Genomic DNA, 15,854 nt, shown 5'->3' with positions numbered 1-15,854 from the left:
TGTGGCGATAAGAACGAGGATCGCGCCGGCGCGCCATATGTCCGATCGTTCCATGGCACGCCTCAATTGCCGTGGAACATGGTGACATTGCTCGGCTGATAGCCGGAGCGCGTCGAAAAGCGCCGGTATTGCTCCTGTCCTTGCGACTCGGTCGCCGTGATGCGCGATTGTTCGAGCGCATCGGCGCGGCTCTTGGCCGCGACCACGGCGACGAGGTCGGAAAGCTGCTGCGATTGTAGCGCGAGCAGCTGATTGCCGGCCTGCGCCGCCTGCAGCGCGCCCGTCGCCGTCTGGCTGGCGGAGGTCAGCGACGACATGGTGGAGCCGTTGCTCGAGATGTTGCCGACGACGCCAGCCTGTACCTTCAACGAATCCTCGAAGGCGGCGACGGAATTGCGCCAGCGCGTCTGCGCCGTGGCGATCAGTCCAGCGCTGGAGGCGCTGGTCGACGCCGAACCATAGGTCGTCACGAAGGCGGTCTCGATCTGCTGGACATCGAAGGCAATGTGCTGCGCCTGGGCGAGCAGCGACTGCGTCTTTTGGATGGTGGTCTGGAGCTGGCTGAGCGTCGAGAGCGGCAGGCTCGCGAGATTGCGCGCCTGATTGGTCAGCATCTGCGCCTCATTGGCGAGGCTCTGGATCTGATTATTGACCTGCTGCAGTTCGCGCGCGGCGGTGAGCACGTTCTGCGAGAAATTGCTCGGATCGTAGACGACAATCTGTGCGGACGCCGGATTGGCGACGAGTGAGAAATAAAGAACCACGGCACGGAATATGGCGGCGCGACGGCAATGAGGAGCGACCATCAGGAAAACTCCAGATTGGTGATGTCCGGGATGAGGTCTGCGGCCCATTCGAGGCCGCGCTCGATCAGCCATCCACGCAGGAATCCATCCGGCCCGTGCTCGGCGAGGATGCGCTGGATCTCGGCGTGGTCGCTCTTGGAGGAGGCGGCGCAAAGAGCGAGGCCGATCGGTCCGAGCCCCAATTCGAAGAGGCGATTGCCTCTCCGCGATTGGCAGTAATAGTCGCGCTTCGGCGTCGCTCGGGCGATGATCTCGATCTGGCGATCGTTGAGGCCGAAGCGGCGATAGATCGCGGTGATCTGCGGCTCGATCGCCCTTTCGTTCGGGAGGAAGATGCGGGTCGGACAGCTCTCGACGATCGCCGGTGCGATCGGGCTATTGTCGATGTCGGAGAGCGACTGCGTGGCGAAGACGACGGAGGCGTTCTTCTTTCGTAAGGTCTTCAGCCATTCGCGCAGCTGACGCGCGAAGGCGGGATCGTCGAGAACCAGCCAGCCCTCGTCGATGACGAGCAAGGTCGGACGACCGTCCAGGCGCTGCTCGAGGCGATGAAAAAGATAGGTGAGGACCGCTGCGGCGGCGCCGGCGCCGATGAGTCCTTCCGTTTCGAAGGCCTGGAAATTGGAGTAGCCGAGGCGCTCCTCTTCGGCGTCGAGCAGCCGCCCGAACGGACCACCGACACAATAGAGCTGAAGCGCCTGCTTCAGGTGAGTCGATTGCAACAAGACGGCGAGACCGGTGAGCGTGCGTTCATCGGGCGGTGACGAGGCGAGCGAGGTGAGCGCCGACCAGATATGTTCTTTCGCCGTCGGGTCGACAGCGGCGCCTTCCTTGGCGAGGATCGCGGCTGCCCATTCCGCCGCCCAGGCGCGCTCGGCCGCGTCGTCGATGCGGGCGAGCGGCTGCAGCGACACGCTGTCCTCGGAGCCTGCCGACAGGCCGCCGCCGAGATCGTGCCAATCGCCGCCGCAGGCGAGCGCCGCTGCGCGGATCGAGCCGCCGAAATCGAAGGCGAAGATCTGTGCGCGCGCATAGCGGCGAAACTGCATCGCCATCAGCGCCAGCAGCACGGACTTTCCGGCGCCGGTCGGACCGACGATCAGCGTATGGCCGACGTCGCCGACGTGCATCGAGAAGCGGAAGGGCGTCGAGCCCTCGGTCTTGCTGAAGAGCAAGGGAGAGGCGCGAAGGTGCTCGTCTCGATCTGCTCCCGCCCAGATGGCGGAGAGCGGAATCATATGTGCGAGATTGAGCGTCGAGATCGGCGGCTGGCGGACATTGGCGTAGGCGTGACCGGGAAGAGAGCCGAGCCAGGCTTCGACCGCATTCACGCCTTCCGCTATGCAGGTGAAGTCGCGGCCTTGGATTGCCTTCTCGACGAGGCGCAGCCCTTCGGTCGCGATCGCCGGGTCGTCGTCCCAGACGGCGACAGTGGCGGTGACATAGGCCTCGCCGACATCGTCGGCGCCGAGCTCCTGCAGCGCGACATCGGCGTCGGCGGCCTTGTTCGCCGCATCGGAATCGACGAGGGTCGAAGTCTCGTTGGTCATCACCTCCTTGATGATGGCGGCGACGGATTTGCGCTTGGCGAACCACTGCCTCCGGATCTTGGTCAGCAGCCGAACGGCTTCCGTCTTGTCGAGCAGTATGGCGCGCGTCGACCAGCGATAGGGGAAGGCGAGACGATTGAGCTCGTCGAGAATGCCGGGATGGGTCACGCTCGGAAAGCCGACGATGGTCAGAATGCGCAGATGCGCGTTTCCGAGCCGGGGCTCCAGCCCGCCGGTGAGCGGCTCGTCGGCGAGCAAAGCGTCGAGATGCATCGGCGTTTCCGGGACGCGGACGCGCTGTCGATGCGTCGAGATCGTCGAATGCAGGAAGGTCAGCGTCTCGCCGTCGTCGAGCCATTCCGCCTCGGGCATGAAGCTCTCGACCAATTGCAGCACGCGGTTCGTGCGATCGATGAAGCCGCGCAGCAGTTCCCATGGATCGACGCCGTCTTGCGCGCGGCCTTCATAGAGCCAATTTTCGGCGCGGGACGCGTCCTCCTCCGGCGGCAGCCAGAGGAGCGTCAGGAAATAGCTGCTCTCGAAATGCGCGCCCGCCTCCTCGAAGGCGTTCTGTCGCTCGAGGTCGACGAGCGCCGAGGCTGCGTCGGGAAAGCGGTCGTGCGGATAATGCTGCGCCGGCGCCCGATCGGCTTCGACGAAAACGGCCCAGCCGGAGCCGAGGCGGCGCAGCGCATTGTTGAGGCGGGCGGTCACGCCGACGAGCTCGGCGGGCGTCGCGCTGTCGAGATCGGGGCCACGGAAGCGCGCGGTACGCTGGAACGAGCCATCCTTGTTGAGGACGACGCCTTCGGCGACGAGGGCGGCCCAGGGCAGGAAATCGGCGAGGCTCGTCGGGCGGCTGCGATATTCGGCGAGATTCAGCATGGCGGCCTCACACGCCGAAATAAGCGGGATAGCGAAGGTGGCGGCGCACGACCTCGACGAATTGCGGATCGCGCTTCGCCGCCCAGACTGCGGCGCTGTGACTGACCGCCCAGAACAGAGCGCCGGGAAGCCAGAGGCGGAGTCCGAGCGCGATCGCCGCGGCGAGCGTGCCATTGGCGATGGCGACCGCCCGCGGCGCTCCGCCGAGCAGGATCGGATCGGTCAGCGCCCGATGCACGGGGACGAAGAAGCCGGGAACGTCCTCGGCGCTGTTGAACCCGCTCATCAGATCAGCGCTCCTCCGGAGAAAGAGAAGAAGGAGAGGAAGAAGGAGCTGGCGGCGAAAGCGATCGACAGGCCGAAGACGATCTGGATCAGACGGCGGAAGCCGCCCGAGGTGTCGCCGAAGGCGAGCGTGAGGCCGGTCACCGTGATGATGATGACCGAGATGATCTTGGCGACCGGGCCCTGGATGGATTCGAGAATTTGGTTGAGCGGCGTCTCCCACGGCATGGAAGAGCCGGAGGCGTGGGCCGAAGAAGAAGACATCACCGCACAGGCGACGATGGCGGCGAGAATGCGTCGGCCAAATCGGCTATTCGGAGCAAAGGGCGTCATGATTGGTCTCCTGCGACATGTGCGGCGATCGGAAGGACTCGGTAATCGCCGGTGGATGGATCGAGGCCGGCGACGGTCACGAGCTCGGCTAGGCGCCGCTCGCCGCCGCGGCCTTGCAGAACGGCGATGACATCGATGGTCTCGGCGATCAGCGCGCGCGGCACGGTGATCACGGCTTCCTGAATGAGCTGCTCGAGGCGGCGCAGCGCTCCGAGCGCCGTGCCGGCGTGAATGGTGGCGATTCCGCCGGGATGTCCGGTGCCCCAGGCCTTCAGCAGGTCGAGGGCTTCCGCGCCGCGAACCTCGCCGATCGGAATGCGGTCTGGCCGCAGTCGAAGCGACGAGCGGACGAGATCGGAAAGGGAGACGACGCCGTCCTTCGTGCGCAGAGCCACCAGATTCGGTGCGCGGCATTGCAGCTCGCGCGTGTCCTCGATCAGCACGACTCGATCGGCCGTATGCGCGATCTCCGCGAGCAGCGCATTGGCGAGCGTCGTCTTGCCGGTCGATGTGCCGCCGGCGACGAGAATGTTCTTGCGGTCCGCGACGGACTTTCGAAGCGCATCCGCCTGACTGGAGGTCATGACGCGGGCGCGTGCATAGTCGTCGAGCGTGAACACCGCGACCGCTGGCTTGCGGATCGCGAAGGCGGGCGCCGCGACGACGGGCGGGAGCAGTCCTTCAAATCTTTCCCCCGTCTCAGGAAGTTCCGCCGAGACGCGCGGCGATCCGGGATGCACCTCCGCGCCGACATGATGGGCGATGAGCCGCACGATGCGCTCGCCATCAGCGGCCGACATTTTGCAGCCGCTATCCTCGAGGCCGCTCGACAATCTGTCGATCCAGAGACGGCCGTCTGGATTGAGCATGACCTCGACGACGGACGGATCTTCAAGGAAGCTGGCGACGGACAGTCCGAGCGCGGTGCGGAGCATGCGCGCGCCGCGCGCGTGAGCCTGTGAATGGAGAAGAGAAGCCGCCAAATCCGCCCCCGCTTCGGTCGATCGCGCGAGGGCGATCCACCGTGGGGATGATTAGAAAGGACAGGAAACCGGCGTAATCAACAAGGCTTCGGTCCTCGTAGCAACCCGTCGTAGCCCAGCGAAAAAATACTTGCTTCCTATTCGCGAGGATCGCTCGGAGTCTCGTCGGCTTGCTCTTTGCGGAGCATGTCTTTTGGAATCTCGTCGAGCAGCGTCCGCCCCTGATTGATTCGCCGCCCCAGCGCTTCGATGAAGCCTTCGTAGCGTTCCCGCCCTTTCACCTGGGCGGCCGCTTGCGCCTCCGGCGGCAAGGGTGGCGTGACGGTCAGCCAGAAGCGGACGAACAGCGCGAGCGCTTCGGTCGAGAGCCCGCTGTTGCGTTCGAGGCGTTGAACTTGACGCGTCAGCCGGTCCAGCCGCCGCGTGAAGGCGGCCTCCATGCGATCCGCGCCGTCGGGCGACAGGAAAGATGCGACCGCGGCCTCGACGATGGCGGAGCGCGTCAGACGCTTCTGCGCGGCGAGCTCGTTGATCCTCGCGATCATCTCCACCGGAAGCGAGACATTGAGGCGGTCGCGCATTATCGCCTCCTACAGATCGAGGCCGTCGGCCGGGTCCATCGTACCCTGGCGTGCGAGGCCGCTCATGCGCTGCCGGATGAGTTCTTGCTGGCGCGCCGCCTGCTCGGGCGTATCGTCGATGATGGCGAATTCATTCGCGTCGCGGCGCGACGGCGTCGTCTCCTTCACAATCGCGACATGATCGGGCAGCTCCGGCTCGCGTCGTAACCCGCCATTGGCTTCGTCCTCGGCTGTCGACCGCGCGAGGAGGTCGGTTGCCGGGCGCTGGATTGGCAGGGCGGACCAGTCATCCGGCCGGTGCGCGTGAGGCGCGTCTTTCGGCGGCGGCAGAATCCGCTCGGCGAAGCGGCTGTCCTCATAATAGCGCGCTTTCTTCGCGCGGATCGGATGCAGGCCCGACATCATGACGATCTCGTCGGATGGCGGAAGCTGCATGATCTCGCCGGGGGTGAGCAGCGGGCGAGCCGTCTCGGAGCGCGACACCATCAAATGACCGAGCCAAGGCGAGAGCCGATGCCCGGCGTAGTTCTTCATCGCCTTCATCTCGGTCGCGGCGCCGAGCGCGTCGCTCACGCGTTTCGCGGTGCGCTCGTCATTGGTCGCGAAGGACACTCGCACATGACAATTGTCCAGAATGGAGTTGTTCGCCCCATAGGCCTTCTCGATCTGGTTCAGCGATTGCGCGATCAAGAAGCTCTTGATGCCGTAGCCGGCCATGAAGGCCAATGCGCTCTCGAAAAAGTCGAGCCGTCCGAGCGCCGGGAATTCGTCGAGCATCAGCAGCATGCGGTGACGGCGGCCCGTCGGGCGCAATTCCTCGGTCAGGCGTCGTCCGATCTGATTGAGCACGAGTCGGATCAGCGGCTTGGTGCGGCTGATGTCGGAGGGCGGCACCACGAGGTAGAGCGTGGCCGGACGTGGGTCGGAGACGAGATCGGCGATCCGCCAGTCGCATTGGCGAGTCACTCTCGCCACAACCGGATCGCGATACAATCCGAGGAACGACATGGCGGTGCTGAGGACGCCCGAACGCTCATTGTCGGATTTGTTGAGAAGCTCGCGCGCCGCCGAGGCGACGACGGGGTGCGGTCCGGCGTCGCCGAGATGGCGCGTGGTCATCATCGCCCGCAAGGTCGTCTCGATCGGCCGGTTCGGGTCGGATAGGAAGGCGGCGACGCCGGCGAGCGTCTTGTCGGCTTCGGCGTAAAGGACGTGGAGGATGGTGCCGACCAGCAGTGAGTGGCTGGTCTTCTCCCAATGGTTCCGGCGTTCCAGCGATCCCTCCGGATCGACCAGAACATCGGCAACGTTCTGCACGTCGCGGACTTCCCACTCGCCCCTGCGCACTTCGAGCAGTGGATTGTAAGCGGCCGAGTCGCCGTTGGTCGGATCGAACAGCAGCGCGCGGCCGTGTTGCGCGCGAAAGCCGGCGGTGAGCTGCCAGTTCTCGCCCTTGATGTCGTGGACGATGGCCGAGCCCGGCCAGGTAAGCAGCGTCGGCACGACGAGGCCCACGCCCTTTCCGGATCTGGTCGGGGCGAAGCAGAGGACATGCTCTGGCCCATCGTGCCGCAGATATGCGGTGTCATGCTGGCCCAGCACGACGCCGTCGGGGCCGAGCAGGCCGGCGGCCTTCATCTCGTCGGGCCGCGCCCAGCGGGCGGACCCATAAGTCTCGGCGTCGTCGGCCTCGCGCGCGCGCCAAATCGACATGGCGATCGCCACCGCGATGGACAGTGGTCCGGCCGAGGCTGCGATATAGCCGCCTTCGACGAAAATCGCGGGCGCATAGGCGTCGAAGGCATACCACCACCAGAAGAAGGCGGGCGGCGGATAGACGGGGAAATGGGCGAACTCGAACCAGGGATGTCCGAGCTGCGGCTGGAAGCCGAGGCGCCACGCGGTCCATTCGGTCGCCGCCCATATCGTCGTCAGCACGATTAGCGATATGACGAGGATCTGGCCCCAGAGAATCCTGGTAGCGGACAAGGACGCCTCCATTCGAATAGAGCGAGACGTCGAGACAAAGACGCGGTCCGAGCGCATTCAAGCGTGTTCGCGTCGCGATCGTAGCGTGGCGAACCGAGACGAAAAAATACTGGCGTCGTGAACTGGCGGTCGACGCTCGCCGAGCATTATAAGCCCAATCCTCGTTTTCGGCCGATGCTCCATTCGATGCCGCCGCCGTCTCGCGCCGTCCCGGAGACATGCTGGCCGAGCTTTTTCTCGAGCGTGGGCGACCAGGGCACGAGCTGGAAGCCGAGACCGTCGTCGATCATGGCGAAGTGCCCGGAAGCGAGCACGAGGCGCTGCCGATAAACGCCACAGATTTGATTGCCAGCCGTGGCCTGGGTGTGCGGAAGGTCGGTCTCGGCGGAAAGCTTCGCAGCGGCGTCATTCAGCTCGCGGCCGCGCAGCGTCGCAAGCAGGTCGCGCTGGAAAATGACCTGCCCGCCTCGGCGCTGAGCCAGTCCTTCTGCGATGAGATATTCGGCGCGCGCCTTCATGGCCTCGCGGACCTCGCCGCCGAATCCACCCATCGCCAGCGGCGTCGGCGCGCGCTCGATGAGACGGTGATCGAGCCATGTCGCCCCCAACGCACCGATCTGGCGATCCAGATCGAAATCCGAGCGTGTCGCCAGCACGAGCGTCGGCTGCGGATCGTCGGCGCCGCCGAAGCGCCGCACCTCGACGACGCCGCCGATTGGCGGGGCATGTTCGAACGCCTCGACGCCGCGGAAGCGGACATGATGAGCGCGGCCGTCGGTCCCATCGATCACGGCATAGGCTTCTCCGCTCAGCTCGTCGTGCAGTCCTTTGTCGACGAGCCGCCCAAGGATCGGCGTCTCCGAGGGTCCCGCGTCGACGACATAGTCGGCGACGCCGCGATCCTGGCCGCGCTCGCCGAAGGCGCGATGCATGGTTTTGATGATGTCGCCGCGCATTCCGAGATCGCGCAGCGCGCGTTCCGCCCCCAATCCGATCATCCATCGGCCTGGATCGGCGGAGGCGGCGAGTCCCATTCGTTCGAGCTTCTGGGCGCGGCCGACCATCAGGCGACGCAATTCAGGATCGTCTGGACCAGGATTCGCTGGGCGCAGATCGACCAGACCCGTTTCGTCGGCGGCGAAGCGGATGGCGGCGTCCAGCCGCGTCCAGCGATCGGCGTCGACCTCGCGCTCGAGCGCCGAGCGGATCGCATGTTCGGGGCGTGGACCGAGTTCGACGGCGACGAGGTCTTCCGCGCGCGAGCGCAGGCCACGGCTGATATAGTCGCGGGCGATGACGAGATCACCGCCGGTCTTGTCGACGCCACGCACCAGCAGATGGACATGCGGGTTGTCGGTGTTCCAATGATCGACGGCGACCCAGTCGAGCTTCGTTCCAAGATCAGCCTCCATCCGGCCGGCGAGATCGCGAGTGAAGGCTTTGAGGTCCGTCATCTCGCTGGCGTCCTCGGGCGAGATGATGAAGCGGAAATGATGCCGGTCGTCTTCGCATCGCTCGGCGAACGCCCGGTCGTCGGCGCGATCGTTCGCGGCGTCGAACATGACGCCCTTCTCTCCGTCGCGGCTGACGCCGTCGCGTTTCAGATAGGAAAAATGCGCGGACAGCGGCGCCGATCGAAAGCTGCGGCCCTTATGGCGAACGACGCGCGCCTTGACGATGACGCGGCGGCCCGGATCGAAGAGGCGGGCGCGGCCGAAGGCGGCGCGCCCGCGCCCGAAGCCGGAGCCGCCTGCGGCAGCGGATCGCGCGCCGCTATGCGGCGTCGCAGGTCCGGCCTTGCGTGCGGCTTTCAGAACCTCAGCGACGAAGCTCTTCGGCTTCGGCGCGCGCGTCGTGCGGACCCGCCCCGGCCGGACGCGGAAGTCTTTCTCCTCCCGGCTCATCGGATCGCCTCGCCGAGGCGAACGGCAGCCGTCAGAACGTAGTGTGCAGGTCGAAACCTTGAAACTCCATGTGGATTTGCCGAAACCCGCCAACGACCGACCGGCCTGCCCGACGAAAGACGAGTCGCGACAGCGACTTGTCTGCCGGCGTGGCAGGCGCTTTTATCTCGCCTTAGCCCGGTCGTGTTCTGCGCTGAATTGCCTTCTGCCGTTCTCTCTTCGTGACATCGCGCTCTGAAACGCTGGAGTACGAAGCCGCCGCGAATGGCGCTCACAATGCGTTTGCACGTTTTCAACGCCGGGCGAAGGACGGCGATGAAGCCCGTCGATGCGCGAAGGTCGGCAGTTCGACTGCAATAGCGGTGTTGATTCATTGCGCGTGCTCCGTCGACGAGAGCGCGACGAACAGGCCGTCGGAGCGAGGCGCGATGGCGGACATATCACGCGTGGCGGTGACAGCCCCCGTGTCGGACGCTGTCCGAATTGGCGTCGGATGATTGAGGGCGCGATGGCCGTCGTTCTTCCCGACGAACAGCGGCGCCTTTATCCACAGCGACAGACCAGAGACGAAGCGAATGGCGGGTCGAGCGCTATCATTTCCCTCTATGAGAGGAACGAGCGTCGCGACATAGGCGACGGTCTCGGATGGCAATGAACGACGCCCGTCGAGATAATCCTGGTAGCGGCGCGGTCCCGCATTATAGGCCGCGAGGAAGCCCGGCGAGCCGTAGCGATCGTGCAATTCGCGCAGGTACGCGGCGCCGGCGAAAATGTTGTCGTGTGCGTCGAAAGGATCGCCGGCAAGAGTGTAACGGCTGCGCAGTTCCGTCCAAGTGTCCGGCATGATCTGCATGAGCCCGATCGCGCCCTTGGGTGAGATAACGTCTCGTCGGGCGCGGCTTTCGATCGCCATGACGGCGCGAATCCATGCCGCGGGAATGCCGAAGCGCCGCGCCGCGTCTGTGACGTGGACGGCATAGGGCTCGCCATCGGTCGAGCGCTCGATCGGCGCTGCCTTTGCGGGCAGGACTCCGCCCAGTGTGCAGGCCGGGGCGAGGCGGATAAGGAGAAGAAGCGTGAATCGCGCGCGCGTGCAGGCGCGGTTTGGTCGGACCGATTTGCTCATGAGCGGGAGTGCGGAGCGCATGTGGTCAGTCCCGCTCGCTGCGCTTCTGGAGTCGGGTCCAGTGCAGAAGCCAGCTGGACTTGTCTTCGCTCGACTGGAACAGATTGGCGCGGATCGGCTGCGCCAGGGCTGGATCGTCGAGGAGCAGCGAGACATAGTCGCCGGCCTTTTCGCCGACGCGTTTCCATGCTGCGCCGATCTCTGGTCCTTCGTCATCGTCGAGCAGGATGCGATAATCCGGCGCGTTCTCCGCACCGCCGTGGTCGGAGAGAACGAGAATGATCTGAGCGTCGAGCGATAGCGTGCGGATGGCGCCCGAATAGCCCGACGTGGTGCGCGTGAATCGACCAATCTGCGTCATCGGAATTCTCCGTTGCTGGTAGGATCATGGGGTCGTCACTCGACGGCGGCGCGCCAGACAAAACGGCTGTCGCCCTCTTCGTCGGTCCAGATAGGAACCGCGCGAGCGACGATCGACGCGGCGGGGAATGGACCGAAGTAGCGGCCGTCGAGGCTGTCCTGGACGGTCGGATTCATGAGAAAGACCTCGCCCACCCGCAGCGTTCGGCAGCCGGTCCATCTCGGCAGCGGACGACCGAAGCGATCACGATCTCGCGCTTCGCCGACGTCGACGCCATCGACGGTGACGGCGAGGCCGGCGCGGCATACAGACTGTCCGGGGAGCGCCAAGACATGCTTCAAGAGCAGCACGCCTTTCGGCAGGAAGCCGCCGTCAGCGAGGAAGCTCACGATGGGTTCCGGCGGGCGAACTGCCACCAGCTGCATAGCCCGGAGTCGGCCCGTGGCCTGAAGCGCATAGAGCCCTGTCGGCGTGCTCGCCGTGGCGTTCCAGACGAGCCATGGCGTGACAGGAACCAGGGACTGGCCGCCGATCAGTAGCACGGAGGAGAGCGTCGCCGTGACATAACCGATGCGCATCATGGCGCGACGCTCCGGCGCTTCAGCCAGGCGTCATGCTGCTCGCGCGTGTAGGCGCGCGGCTCGTCGCCGACGGCGAGACGGTTGTGCAAATGCCGCCAATAGTCGGGCGACGCGTCCGCGGGATCGACGCCGATCGCCTCTATGGCGTCGATCGCCTGGAGCGCTCGCTCGACCCTCGGCCATGCGTCGACGCGCAGCAGGATCTCGCCACCGGGCCGCACGAAAGGCAGCGTCTGATAGCGCTCGCCGGCTCCGACGGCGCGCACGACGTCCATCCGCGAAATCACCGTGCCGTAGTCGTTCGACGCCCATCGGACGAAGCAGAAGATGCTGCCGGGAGCGAAGCTGGCGATGCGGCGGCGGCGGTCGAGAACCTTGTCCGCTGCGCGATGGCCGAAGCGAATTCGGAACTCGATCTTCTTCTCGATCCAGGTCAGCTCGACATGGGTGAGAGGCGCGGCGCCGCGACGCGGCGCCGCTTCGACGCGAGCGGATTGCGGCTCGTTGTCGTTCATGATGTCTCTCCGGGATCGTCGGGAAATTCGCGCGCGAGCAGGTCGCGCAGCATGTCGGCGACGGTGACGCCGCGCCGAAAAGCGGCGACCTTGATGCGGCCGCGGAGCGCCGGAGTGACGTCGATCGTCAGGCGTGCGGTGAATCCGCTGGCGTCATTTGGGCGTCGGGCGGGAGCGTCGGCCGATCTGATCCAGCCCTCGGCGTCGCCGGGACGCGCCGTGAAGCCGCGCTTTGCAGGGCGCTCGTTCATGCGGCGCCTCCGTCGACGAACCGCGAAGCGTTGCGTGCATATCCCGCGAAGATCGTCACGGCGCGATCCTCCCGACCTCGGCCGCGAGCGCGACGATTTCGCGCGCCGCCGGCGTGTCGTCGGCGAGCTCTGAGACGAGACGGCCGGTCTGCGCGGCGTCGGCGAAGGCGATGCGTTGACCGATGGTGGCGGAGAGCGCCGGTGGATCGTGATCGGCGAGCGTCTCGACCGTCTCGCGCGCGATGACGGTGCGCGCGGCGTAGCGATTCAGGACGAAACGGGCGGCGAGTTGCGGACGATAGATGCGCGCCTCGCCGAGCAGGGCCAGCATCTCGGCCGACGCCCAGCCGTCGAAGGGCGACGGCTGCACCGGGATCAGCGCGAGATCGGCGGCGAGCAGCGCCGAGCGCATCAGGCCGGCGACGCGCGGGGGACCATCAATGACGAGATGGTCGACGCCGCGCGCCAGCTCGGGCGCTTCACGATGGAGCGTGTCGCGCGGCAGGCCGACGACGGTGAACAGCCGCGGGAGGTTCTCGCGCGCTCGCTGCTGTGACCAGTCCAACGCCGAGCCCTGAGGATCGGCGTCGATCAGCGTGACGCGCTTTCCTTGCCGAGACCATTCGCCGGCGAGATGCAGGGCGAGCGTCGTTTTGCCGACGCCGCCCTTCTGGTTCAGCAGCGCGACGATCATGACGCGTCTCCTTCCCTCTCGTCGAAGGGAACAGGCGCCTCGAAAGTCGCATCGTCCGTAAAGCCGGATTTACGGAAAGTCGTATCAGGCGTATTCTTTTCAAACGGATGTTTCGGTGCGCGCGAACGCTCGGATGTGATTTCCACACCGGCCGGGCGCAAACAAAAGTTAGAGTCTCTGTTAGACTCTAAGTTAAGAGCCGGGATTTTTTCTTCGGGCCAGAGGGTTAGCTGCCCTCCGCGCGCCCGAAGTCCCGATAGGGGTGCGCCCGAAATCCCGATACCAAGCGCGCCCGAAGTCCCGAGTGTTTCCACAGGTTTATCCACAGGGGCTGTGGATAAGTCGATCGGCAGGATGTGCAGCAGCTCGCGCCGACCCTCGTGTTCGATCCGCAGGCGATAGCCGGGCAGCGACTGCCGGCGCACGATGAGCCGGATGTCGATCGCGAAATCCCTGAGCCTCGCGAGGCTGCCGGATTTTTGATGCAGATGCGGGATGTCGAAGTTCCAGCCCTGCTTCTGGCGGCCGGCGTGCTTGCGGGCGACGCGATAGAGCCAGCGCTCGACGCCGCCCGTCAGCCGGAAATAGGCAGGGTCGATGGCGAGCACGAGCGATCGGTCGATGACGCCGCGGTAGAACCATTCCGGGAGAACGAATTCCATGCCTTCGACGCGGCCGTCGCGCGTCACGCACTCCTCCCACTCGTTGATCCAGGAGAACTGGCTTCGACGCCAGTGCTCGCCGTTGCGAATGGTGGTGCAGATCGCGGTCGATTGCAGGCGGGTGAGCGCGCCCTTCAGCAGCTTGTAGTCGCGGGCGCCGGTCGCGCGTCCGACCGCCTTGAGGAGCTGATAGGGCGTGAAACGCAGGAATCGGGACGTGGTGAGTCCCTGGTTCTCGGCCTCGACGATCTGGCTCGCCGCCCAGATCAGCACGTCGGCGTCCCATATGGTCGCCATGCCGTGCTCTGGCATGGCGAAGACTTCCACGCGCGCGCCGGCCGCCTCGTAAAGGATCGGCGTCGTGCGCTTCGCCTTGGCGAGCGAGAAGAACGGCCGCTCCATGAGATCGCGCTGATCGCGGGGGGATGCGTCCCCCGTCGCTATGACGAAGGGGTGGAGCCGGCTTCGCTCGCTCGAGATGACGGGGAGGCGGCGCGACATGGCGGCGTCGCCTCAGCGGTGGGAGTTCAGGCGGGCGATGCGCACGCCGGTGTCGACGCGGACGGCGTCGCGCGCTTCGACATATTGCGGATCGGACGTGGAGCGGCAGGCGGCTCCATCGGCCCAGGCCTGCAGGTCTTCGATCGCATAGACGACGCGCCCGCCGAGCTTGCGGAACGTCGGGCCGGCGCCGTGACAGCGGTATTTTTCGAGCGTGCGCGCGGAGAGGCTGAGCATTCGCGCGGCTTCATGCGTCCGGACGAAGCGCGTGGCGGCCTCGGGTGATTTGTCGCGCAAGAGACGCCTCCGTAGCGGTGAGGTGCGCCGCAGGGAGGTCGCGGCGTTTCGAGATCAACCTGGCGGAGAAGAGAAGCGCAGGGGGAGGACGAAGTTTTGAGGTCGGTCCGTGTCCCCCCTTCCGCGAGGCGCACGCTGGATGTCCTAGGAAACGGAGAATGCGGAAGGGCCGTCAGCCGCCGCGCAGCAGCCGCTTGTAGCCGCCGTTCATCAGCGCGATGGAATCATGGATGAGACGGTTCGCCTTGCGGCGCGTCGCCGAACTCTTCCACTCGAGCGCGGGAAGCGCAGCGTCCTCGGCGTCGATCAGGGATGCGGCGATGTCGCGTGGCCCCGCGCCGCCGAGCCGGAAATCCAGCGTGTGCAGCAATAGGATGAGACGCGCGCGCCGCTGCGCGGTCAATTGTAGCGCGCGAGGTAGCGGCCCTGCGGCGCCACCCTGAAGGCGGCGAACGAATCGCGACGCGACTTCGAGCCGGATTTCGAGTGACGCGTCGAGCGGCAAAATGATCGCGGGACGGCTCGGCGCGCGTTCGTTCATCCAGACATGAATCTCGCCTCGGGCGTCGCCGATCACGACCTGCCTGTCCCCCTCGTCGGACCTGTCCGCGACGACTTTGCCGAAGGCGGTCGGATCGAAGGTCCCATCCGCCGCGAAGCGGGGCGGCGCCGAAGCGATGATCAGCGTGCCAGGGTCGATCTCAGGGAGCCAGAGCGCAGGTTCCCTTCCTGTCGGAGTTTCCGGGTCATGAGCGAAACTGCAACCCCCAGCGACGCGCGAGGCTCGAAAGGGCGGTCGCTTCGTCGACGGCGCCGCGTTCGATCCGCCTCAGCGTCTCGCGATGATCCTGGCGATATTCCGGGTTTCTGCGCAGGAATTCGAGCGCGAATCCGGAACGGTCGAGATCGTTCAATTGCTTGACAGAATCGGGGGATTTCCAAAAATTCGTCGGCATGAAGCGCTCCTCGGCTTGGCCTCGTAGCTCGAGCGGCGACTTCGACGATTCCGGAATGGCAGAACCAAAACTAGCCCAAAGCGTTGCATCGCGTGCCGCGAGCGCCCGTGACCTTTTTATGGCAGGCGAGAAGAGAGCCTATTGCGGGCGCGCGCCCAAAAGCTGCCGATAGCCGGCTGCGGACATCCATCTCGCCCTGGCCAAATGGCTCTCATGGACGATCTTCGCCCGTTCCGCCTCGCGCTCCGGGTCGATCCCGAATATCACCGCGATGACCTCGCGCCAGTCGGCGCCTTCGTCGGCAGCGTCGAGCAGTCGCAGGTAGGTCGTGAGGTGACGTTCGTCGTAGGCGTTCACGTGCTCGGTGAGAGGCGGACGATCTTCGAAGGCTGGCGTGCTCATTGCGGACCTGCCTGTCGCTCTATCCCGGCGAATTAATGGCGGGATCGCAGGATTATATCCCAGGATTGGTTGGGGTTCTATTCCAATGGTGATGCAATCGGCGCATCGCGTTGTTCGCTGGGAATGCTGACTCGCAGGTTCGGCAAAGGTCGAGCGTAGCTCTGTCGCCAACGAATAGGAATGTTCGTTCCT

General features: G+C 65.6%; 19 protein-coding genes. All 19 read right to left on the bottom strand.

All coding sequences use genetic code 11. From position 1 onward, the window contains the following. Nucleotides 1-62: 62 nt before the first annotated feature. The 19 genes from trbJ to CQW49_RS14055 all read right to left on the bottom strand — a co-directional run bounded on the left by trbJ (nt 63) and on the right by CQW49_RS14055 (nt 15,662). The gene (trbJ, locus tag CQW49_RS14145; protein ID WP_003612047.1) at nt 63-806 is read right to left on the bottom strand and encodes a P-type conjugative transfer protein TrbJ; all 744 of its coding nucleotides are present in this window, start codon (nt 804-806) and stop codon (nt 63-65) included. Beyond that, the gene (gene trbE / locus CQW49_RS14140) at nt 806-3,241 is read right to left on the bottom strand and encodes a conjugal transfer protein TrbE (RefSeq protein ID WP_003612048.1); all 2,436 of its coding nucleotides are present in this window, start codon (nt 3,239-3,241) and stop codon (nt 806-808) included. Before trbE ends, trbJ begins: the two co-directional genes overlap by 1 nt. A gap of 7 nt (nt 3,242-3,248) precedes the next feature. After that, the gene (locus tag CQW49_RS14135) at nt 3,249-3,527 is read right to left on the bottom strand and encodes a VirB3 family type IV secretion system protein (RefSeq protein WP_003612050.1); all 279 of its coding nucleotides are present in this window, start codon (nt 3,525-3,527) and stop codon (nt 3,249-3,251) included. Beyond that, the gene (locus CQW49_RS14130; RefSeq protein WP_003612052.1) at nt 3,527-3,859 is read right to left on the bottom strand and encodes a TrbC/VirB2 family type IV secretion system protein; all 333 of its coding nucleotides are present in this window, start codon (nt 3,857-3,859) and stop codon (nt 3,527-3,529) included. Before CQW49_RS14130 ends, CQW49_RS14135 begins: the two co-directional genes overlap by 1 nt. Next, a complete protein-coding gene (trbB, locus tag CQW49_RS14125; RefSeq protein WP_024749676.1) occupies nt 3,856-4,842 on the bottom strand; it encodes a P-type conjugative transfer ATPase TrbB in 987 nt (328 codons plus the stop codon). Before trbB ends, CQW49_RS14130 begins: the two co-directional genes overlap by 4 nt. Nucleotides 4,843-4,979: 137 nt before the next feature. Beyond that, nucleotides 4,980-5,423 (bottom strand): ribbon-helix-helix domain-containing protein, encoded by a 444-nt coding sequence (locus CQW49_RS14120; protein WP_003612056.1) that lies wholly within the window; start codon nt 5,421-5,423, stop codon nt 4,980-4,982. Nucleotides 5,424-5,432: 9 nt separating this feature from the next. Next, nucleotides 5,433-7,412 (bottom strand): conjugal transfer protein TraG, encoded by a 1,980-nt coding sequence (locus CQW49_RS14115; protein ID WP_003612059.1) that lies wholly within the window; start codon nt 7,410-7,412, stop codon nt 5,433-5,435. Between the two features lie 146 nt (nt 7,413-7,558). After that, a complete protein-coding gene (locus tag CQW49_RS14110; protein WP_003612062.1) occupies nt 7,559-9,316 on the bottom strand; it encodes a relaxase/mobilization nuclease domain-containing protein in 1,758 nt (585 codons plus the stop codon). 370 nt (nt 9,317-9,686) lie between these two features. Further along, entirely contained in the window at nt 9,687-10,463 is a 777-nt protein-coding gene (locus CQW49_RS14105; protein WP_003612064.1) for a lytic transglycosylase domain-containing protein, read from the bottom strand. A gap of 4 nt (nt 10,464-10,467) precedes the next feature. Then, on the bottom strand, nt 10,468-10,803 hold the full coding sequence (locus tag CQW49_RS14100) for a DUF736 domain-containing protein (protein WP_003612065.1): 336 nt from the start codon (nt 10,801-10,803) through the stop codon (nt 10,468-10,470). A gap of 35 nt (nt 10,804-10,838) precedes the next feature. Next, on the bottom strand, nt 10,839-11,384 hold the full coding sequence (locus tag CQW49_RS14095; protein WP_003612067.1) for a S26 family signal peptidase: 546 nt from the start codon (nt 11,382-11,384) through the stop codon (nt 10,839-10,841). Further along, complete coding sequence (locus CQW49_RS14090) at nt 11,381-11,899, bottom strand: DUF2840 domain-containing protein (RefSeq protein WP_003612069.1); 519 nt, start codon at nt 11,897-11,899, stop codon at nt 11,381-11,383. The genes CQW49_RS14095 and CQW49_RS14090 overlap by 4 nt, the downstream gene beginning before the upstream one ends. Next, the gene (locus CQW49_RS14085) at nt 11,896-12,150 is read right to left on the bottom strand and encodes a hypothetical protein (protein ID WP_003612071.1); all 255 of its coding nucleotides are present in this window, start codon (nt 12,148-12,150) and stop codon (nt 11,896-11,898) included. Before CQW49_RS14085 ends, CQW49_RS14090 begins: the two co-directional genes overlap by 4 nt. Before the next feature lie 55 nt (nt 12,151-12,205). Further along, nucleotides 12,206-12,844, bottom strand: coding sequence for a ParA family partition ATPase (parA, locus tag CQW49_RS14080; protein ID WP_003612072.1), 639 nt, complete (start codon nt 12,842-12,844; stop codon nt 12,206-12,208). After that, nucleotides 12,841-14,007: a replication initiator protein A gene (locus tag CQW49_RS14075; protein ID WP_003612073.1), complete on the bottom strand. Its 1,167-nt coding sequence runs from the start codon at nt 14,005-14,007 to the stop codon at nt 12,841-12,843. The genes parA and CQW49_RS14075 overlap by 4 nt, the downstream gene beginning before the upstream one ends. A gap of 12 nt (nt 14,008-14,019) precedes the next feature. Beyond that, nucleotides 14,020-14,244: a DNA-binding protein gene (locus CQW49_RS14070; RefSeq protein WP_244441372.1), complete on the bottom strand. Its 225-nt coding sequence runs from the start codon at nt 14,242-14,244 to the stop codon at nt 14,020-14,022. A 232-nt stretch (nt 14,245-14,476) separates the two neighbouring features. Beyond that, entirely contained in the window at nt 14,477-14,983 is a 507-nt protein-coding gene (locus CQW49_RS14065) for a DUF2285 domain-containing protein (protein ID WP_420845622.1), read from the bottom strand. A 67-nt stretch (nt 14,984-15,050) separates the two neighbouring features. Further along, nucleotides 15,051-15,260: a transcriptional regulator domain-containing protein gene (locus CQW49_RS14060; RefSeq protein WP_003612076.1), complete on the bottom strand. Its 210-nt coding sequence runs from the start codon at nt 15,258-15,260 to the stop codon at nt 15,051-15,053. Between the two features lie 138 nt (nt 15,261-15,398). After that, nucleotides 15,399-15,662, bottom strand: coding sequence for a DNA -binding domain-containing protein (locus CQW49_RS14055; protein WP_003612077.1), 264 nt, complete (start codon nt 15,660-15,662; stop codon nt 15,399-15,401). Between the last annotated feature and the right edge of the window lie 192 nt (nt 15,663-15,854).

This window comes from Methylosinus trichosporium OB3b (assembly GCF_002752655.1).
Taxonomy (GTDB): Bacteria; Pseudomonadota; Alphaproteobacteria; order Rhizobiales; family Beijerinckiaceae; genus Methylosinus; species Methylosinus trichosporium.
This window is presented reverse-complemented; position numbering and strand designations above follow the sequence as displayed.

Excerpts from the sequence above, each read along its gene's own strand:
- CQW49_RS14090 (WP_003612069.1), bottom strand. The coding sequence starts at position 11,899 with ATGAACGACAACGAGCCGCAATCCGCTCGCGTCGAAGCGGCGCCGCGT.
- CQW49_RS14085 (WP_003612071.1), bottom strand. The coding sequence starts at position 12,150 with ATGAACGAGCGCCCTGCAAAGCGCGGCTTCACGGCGCGTCCCGGCGAC.
- CQW49_RS14120 (WP_003612056.1), bottom strand. The coding sequence starts at position 5,423 with ATGCGCGACCGCCTCAATGTCTCGCTTCCGGTGGAGATGATCGCGAGG.
- CQW49_RS14130 (WP_003612052.1), bottom strand. The coding sequence starts at position 3,859 with ATGACGCCCTTTGCTCCGAATAGCCGATTTGGCCGACGCATTCTCGCC.
- CQW49_RS14100 (WP_003612065.1), bottom strand. The coding sequence starts at position 10,803 with ATGACGCAGATTGGTCGATTCACGCGCACCACGTCGGGCTATTCGGGC.
- CQW49_RS14060 (WP_003612076.1), bottom strand. The coding sequence starts at position 15,260 with ATGCCGACGAATTTTTGGAAATCCCCCGATTCTGTCAAGCAATTGAAC.
- CQW49_RS14095 (WP_003612067.1), bottom strand. The coding sequence starts at position 11,384 with ATGATGCGCATCGGTTATGTCACGGCGACGCTCTCCTCCGTGCTACTG.
- trbJ (WP_003612047.1), bottom strand. The coding sequence starts at position 806 with ATGGTCGCTCCTCATTGCCGTCGCGCCGCCATATTCCGTGCCGTGGTT.
- CQW49_RS14070 (WP_244441372.1), bottom strand. The coding sequence starts at position 14,244 with ATGCTCAGCCTCTCCGCGCGCACGCTCGAAAAATACCGCTGTCACGGC.
- CQW49_RS14075 (WP_003612073.1), bottom strand. The coding sequence starts at position 14,007 with ATGTCGCGCCGCCTCCCCGTCATCTCGAGCGAGCGAAGCCGGCTCCAC.
- CQW49_RS14055 (WP_003612077.1), bottom strand. The coding sequence starts at position 15,662 with ATGAGCACGCCAGCCTTCGAAGATCGTCCGCCTCTCACCGAGCACGTG.
- CQW49_RS14110 (WP_003612062.1), bottom strand. The coding sequence starts at position 9,316 with ATGAGCCGGGAGGAGAAAGACTTCCGCGTCCGGCCGGGGCGGGTCCGC.
- parA (WP_003612072.1), bottom strand. The coding sequence starts at position 12,844 with ATGATCGTCGCGCTGCTGAACCAGAAGGGCGGCGTCGGCAAAACGACG.
- CQW49_RS14105 (WP_003612064.1), bottom strand. The coding sequence starts at position 10,463 with ATGCGCTCCGCACTCCCGCTCATGAGCAAATCGGTCCGACCAAACCGC.
- CQW49_RS14135 (WP_003612050.1), bottom strand. The coding sequence starts at position 3,527 with ATGAGCGGGTTCAACAGCGCCGAGGACGTTCCCGGCTTCTTCGTCCCC.
- trbE (WP_003612048.1), bottom strand. The coding sequence starts at position 3,241 with ATGCTGAATCTCGCCGAATATCGCAGCCGCCCGACGAGCCTCGCCGAT.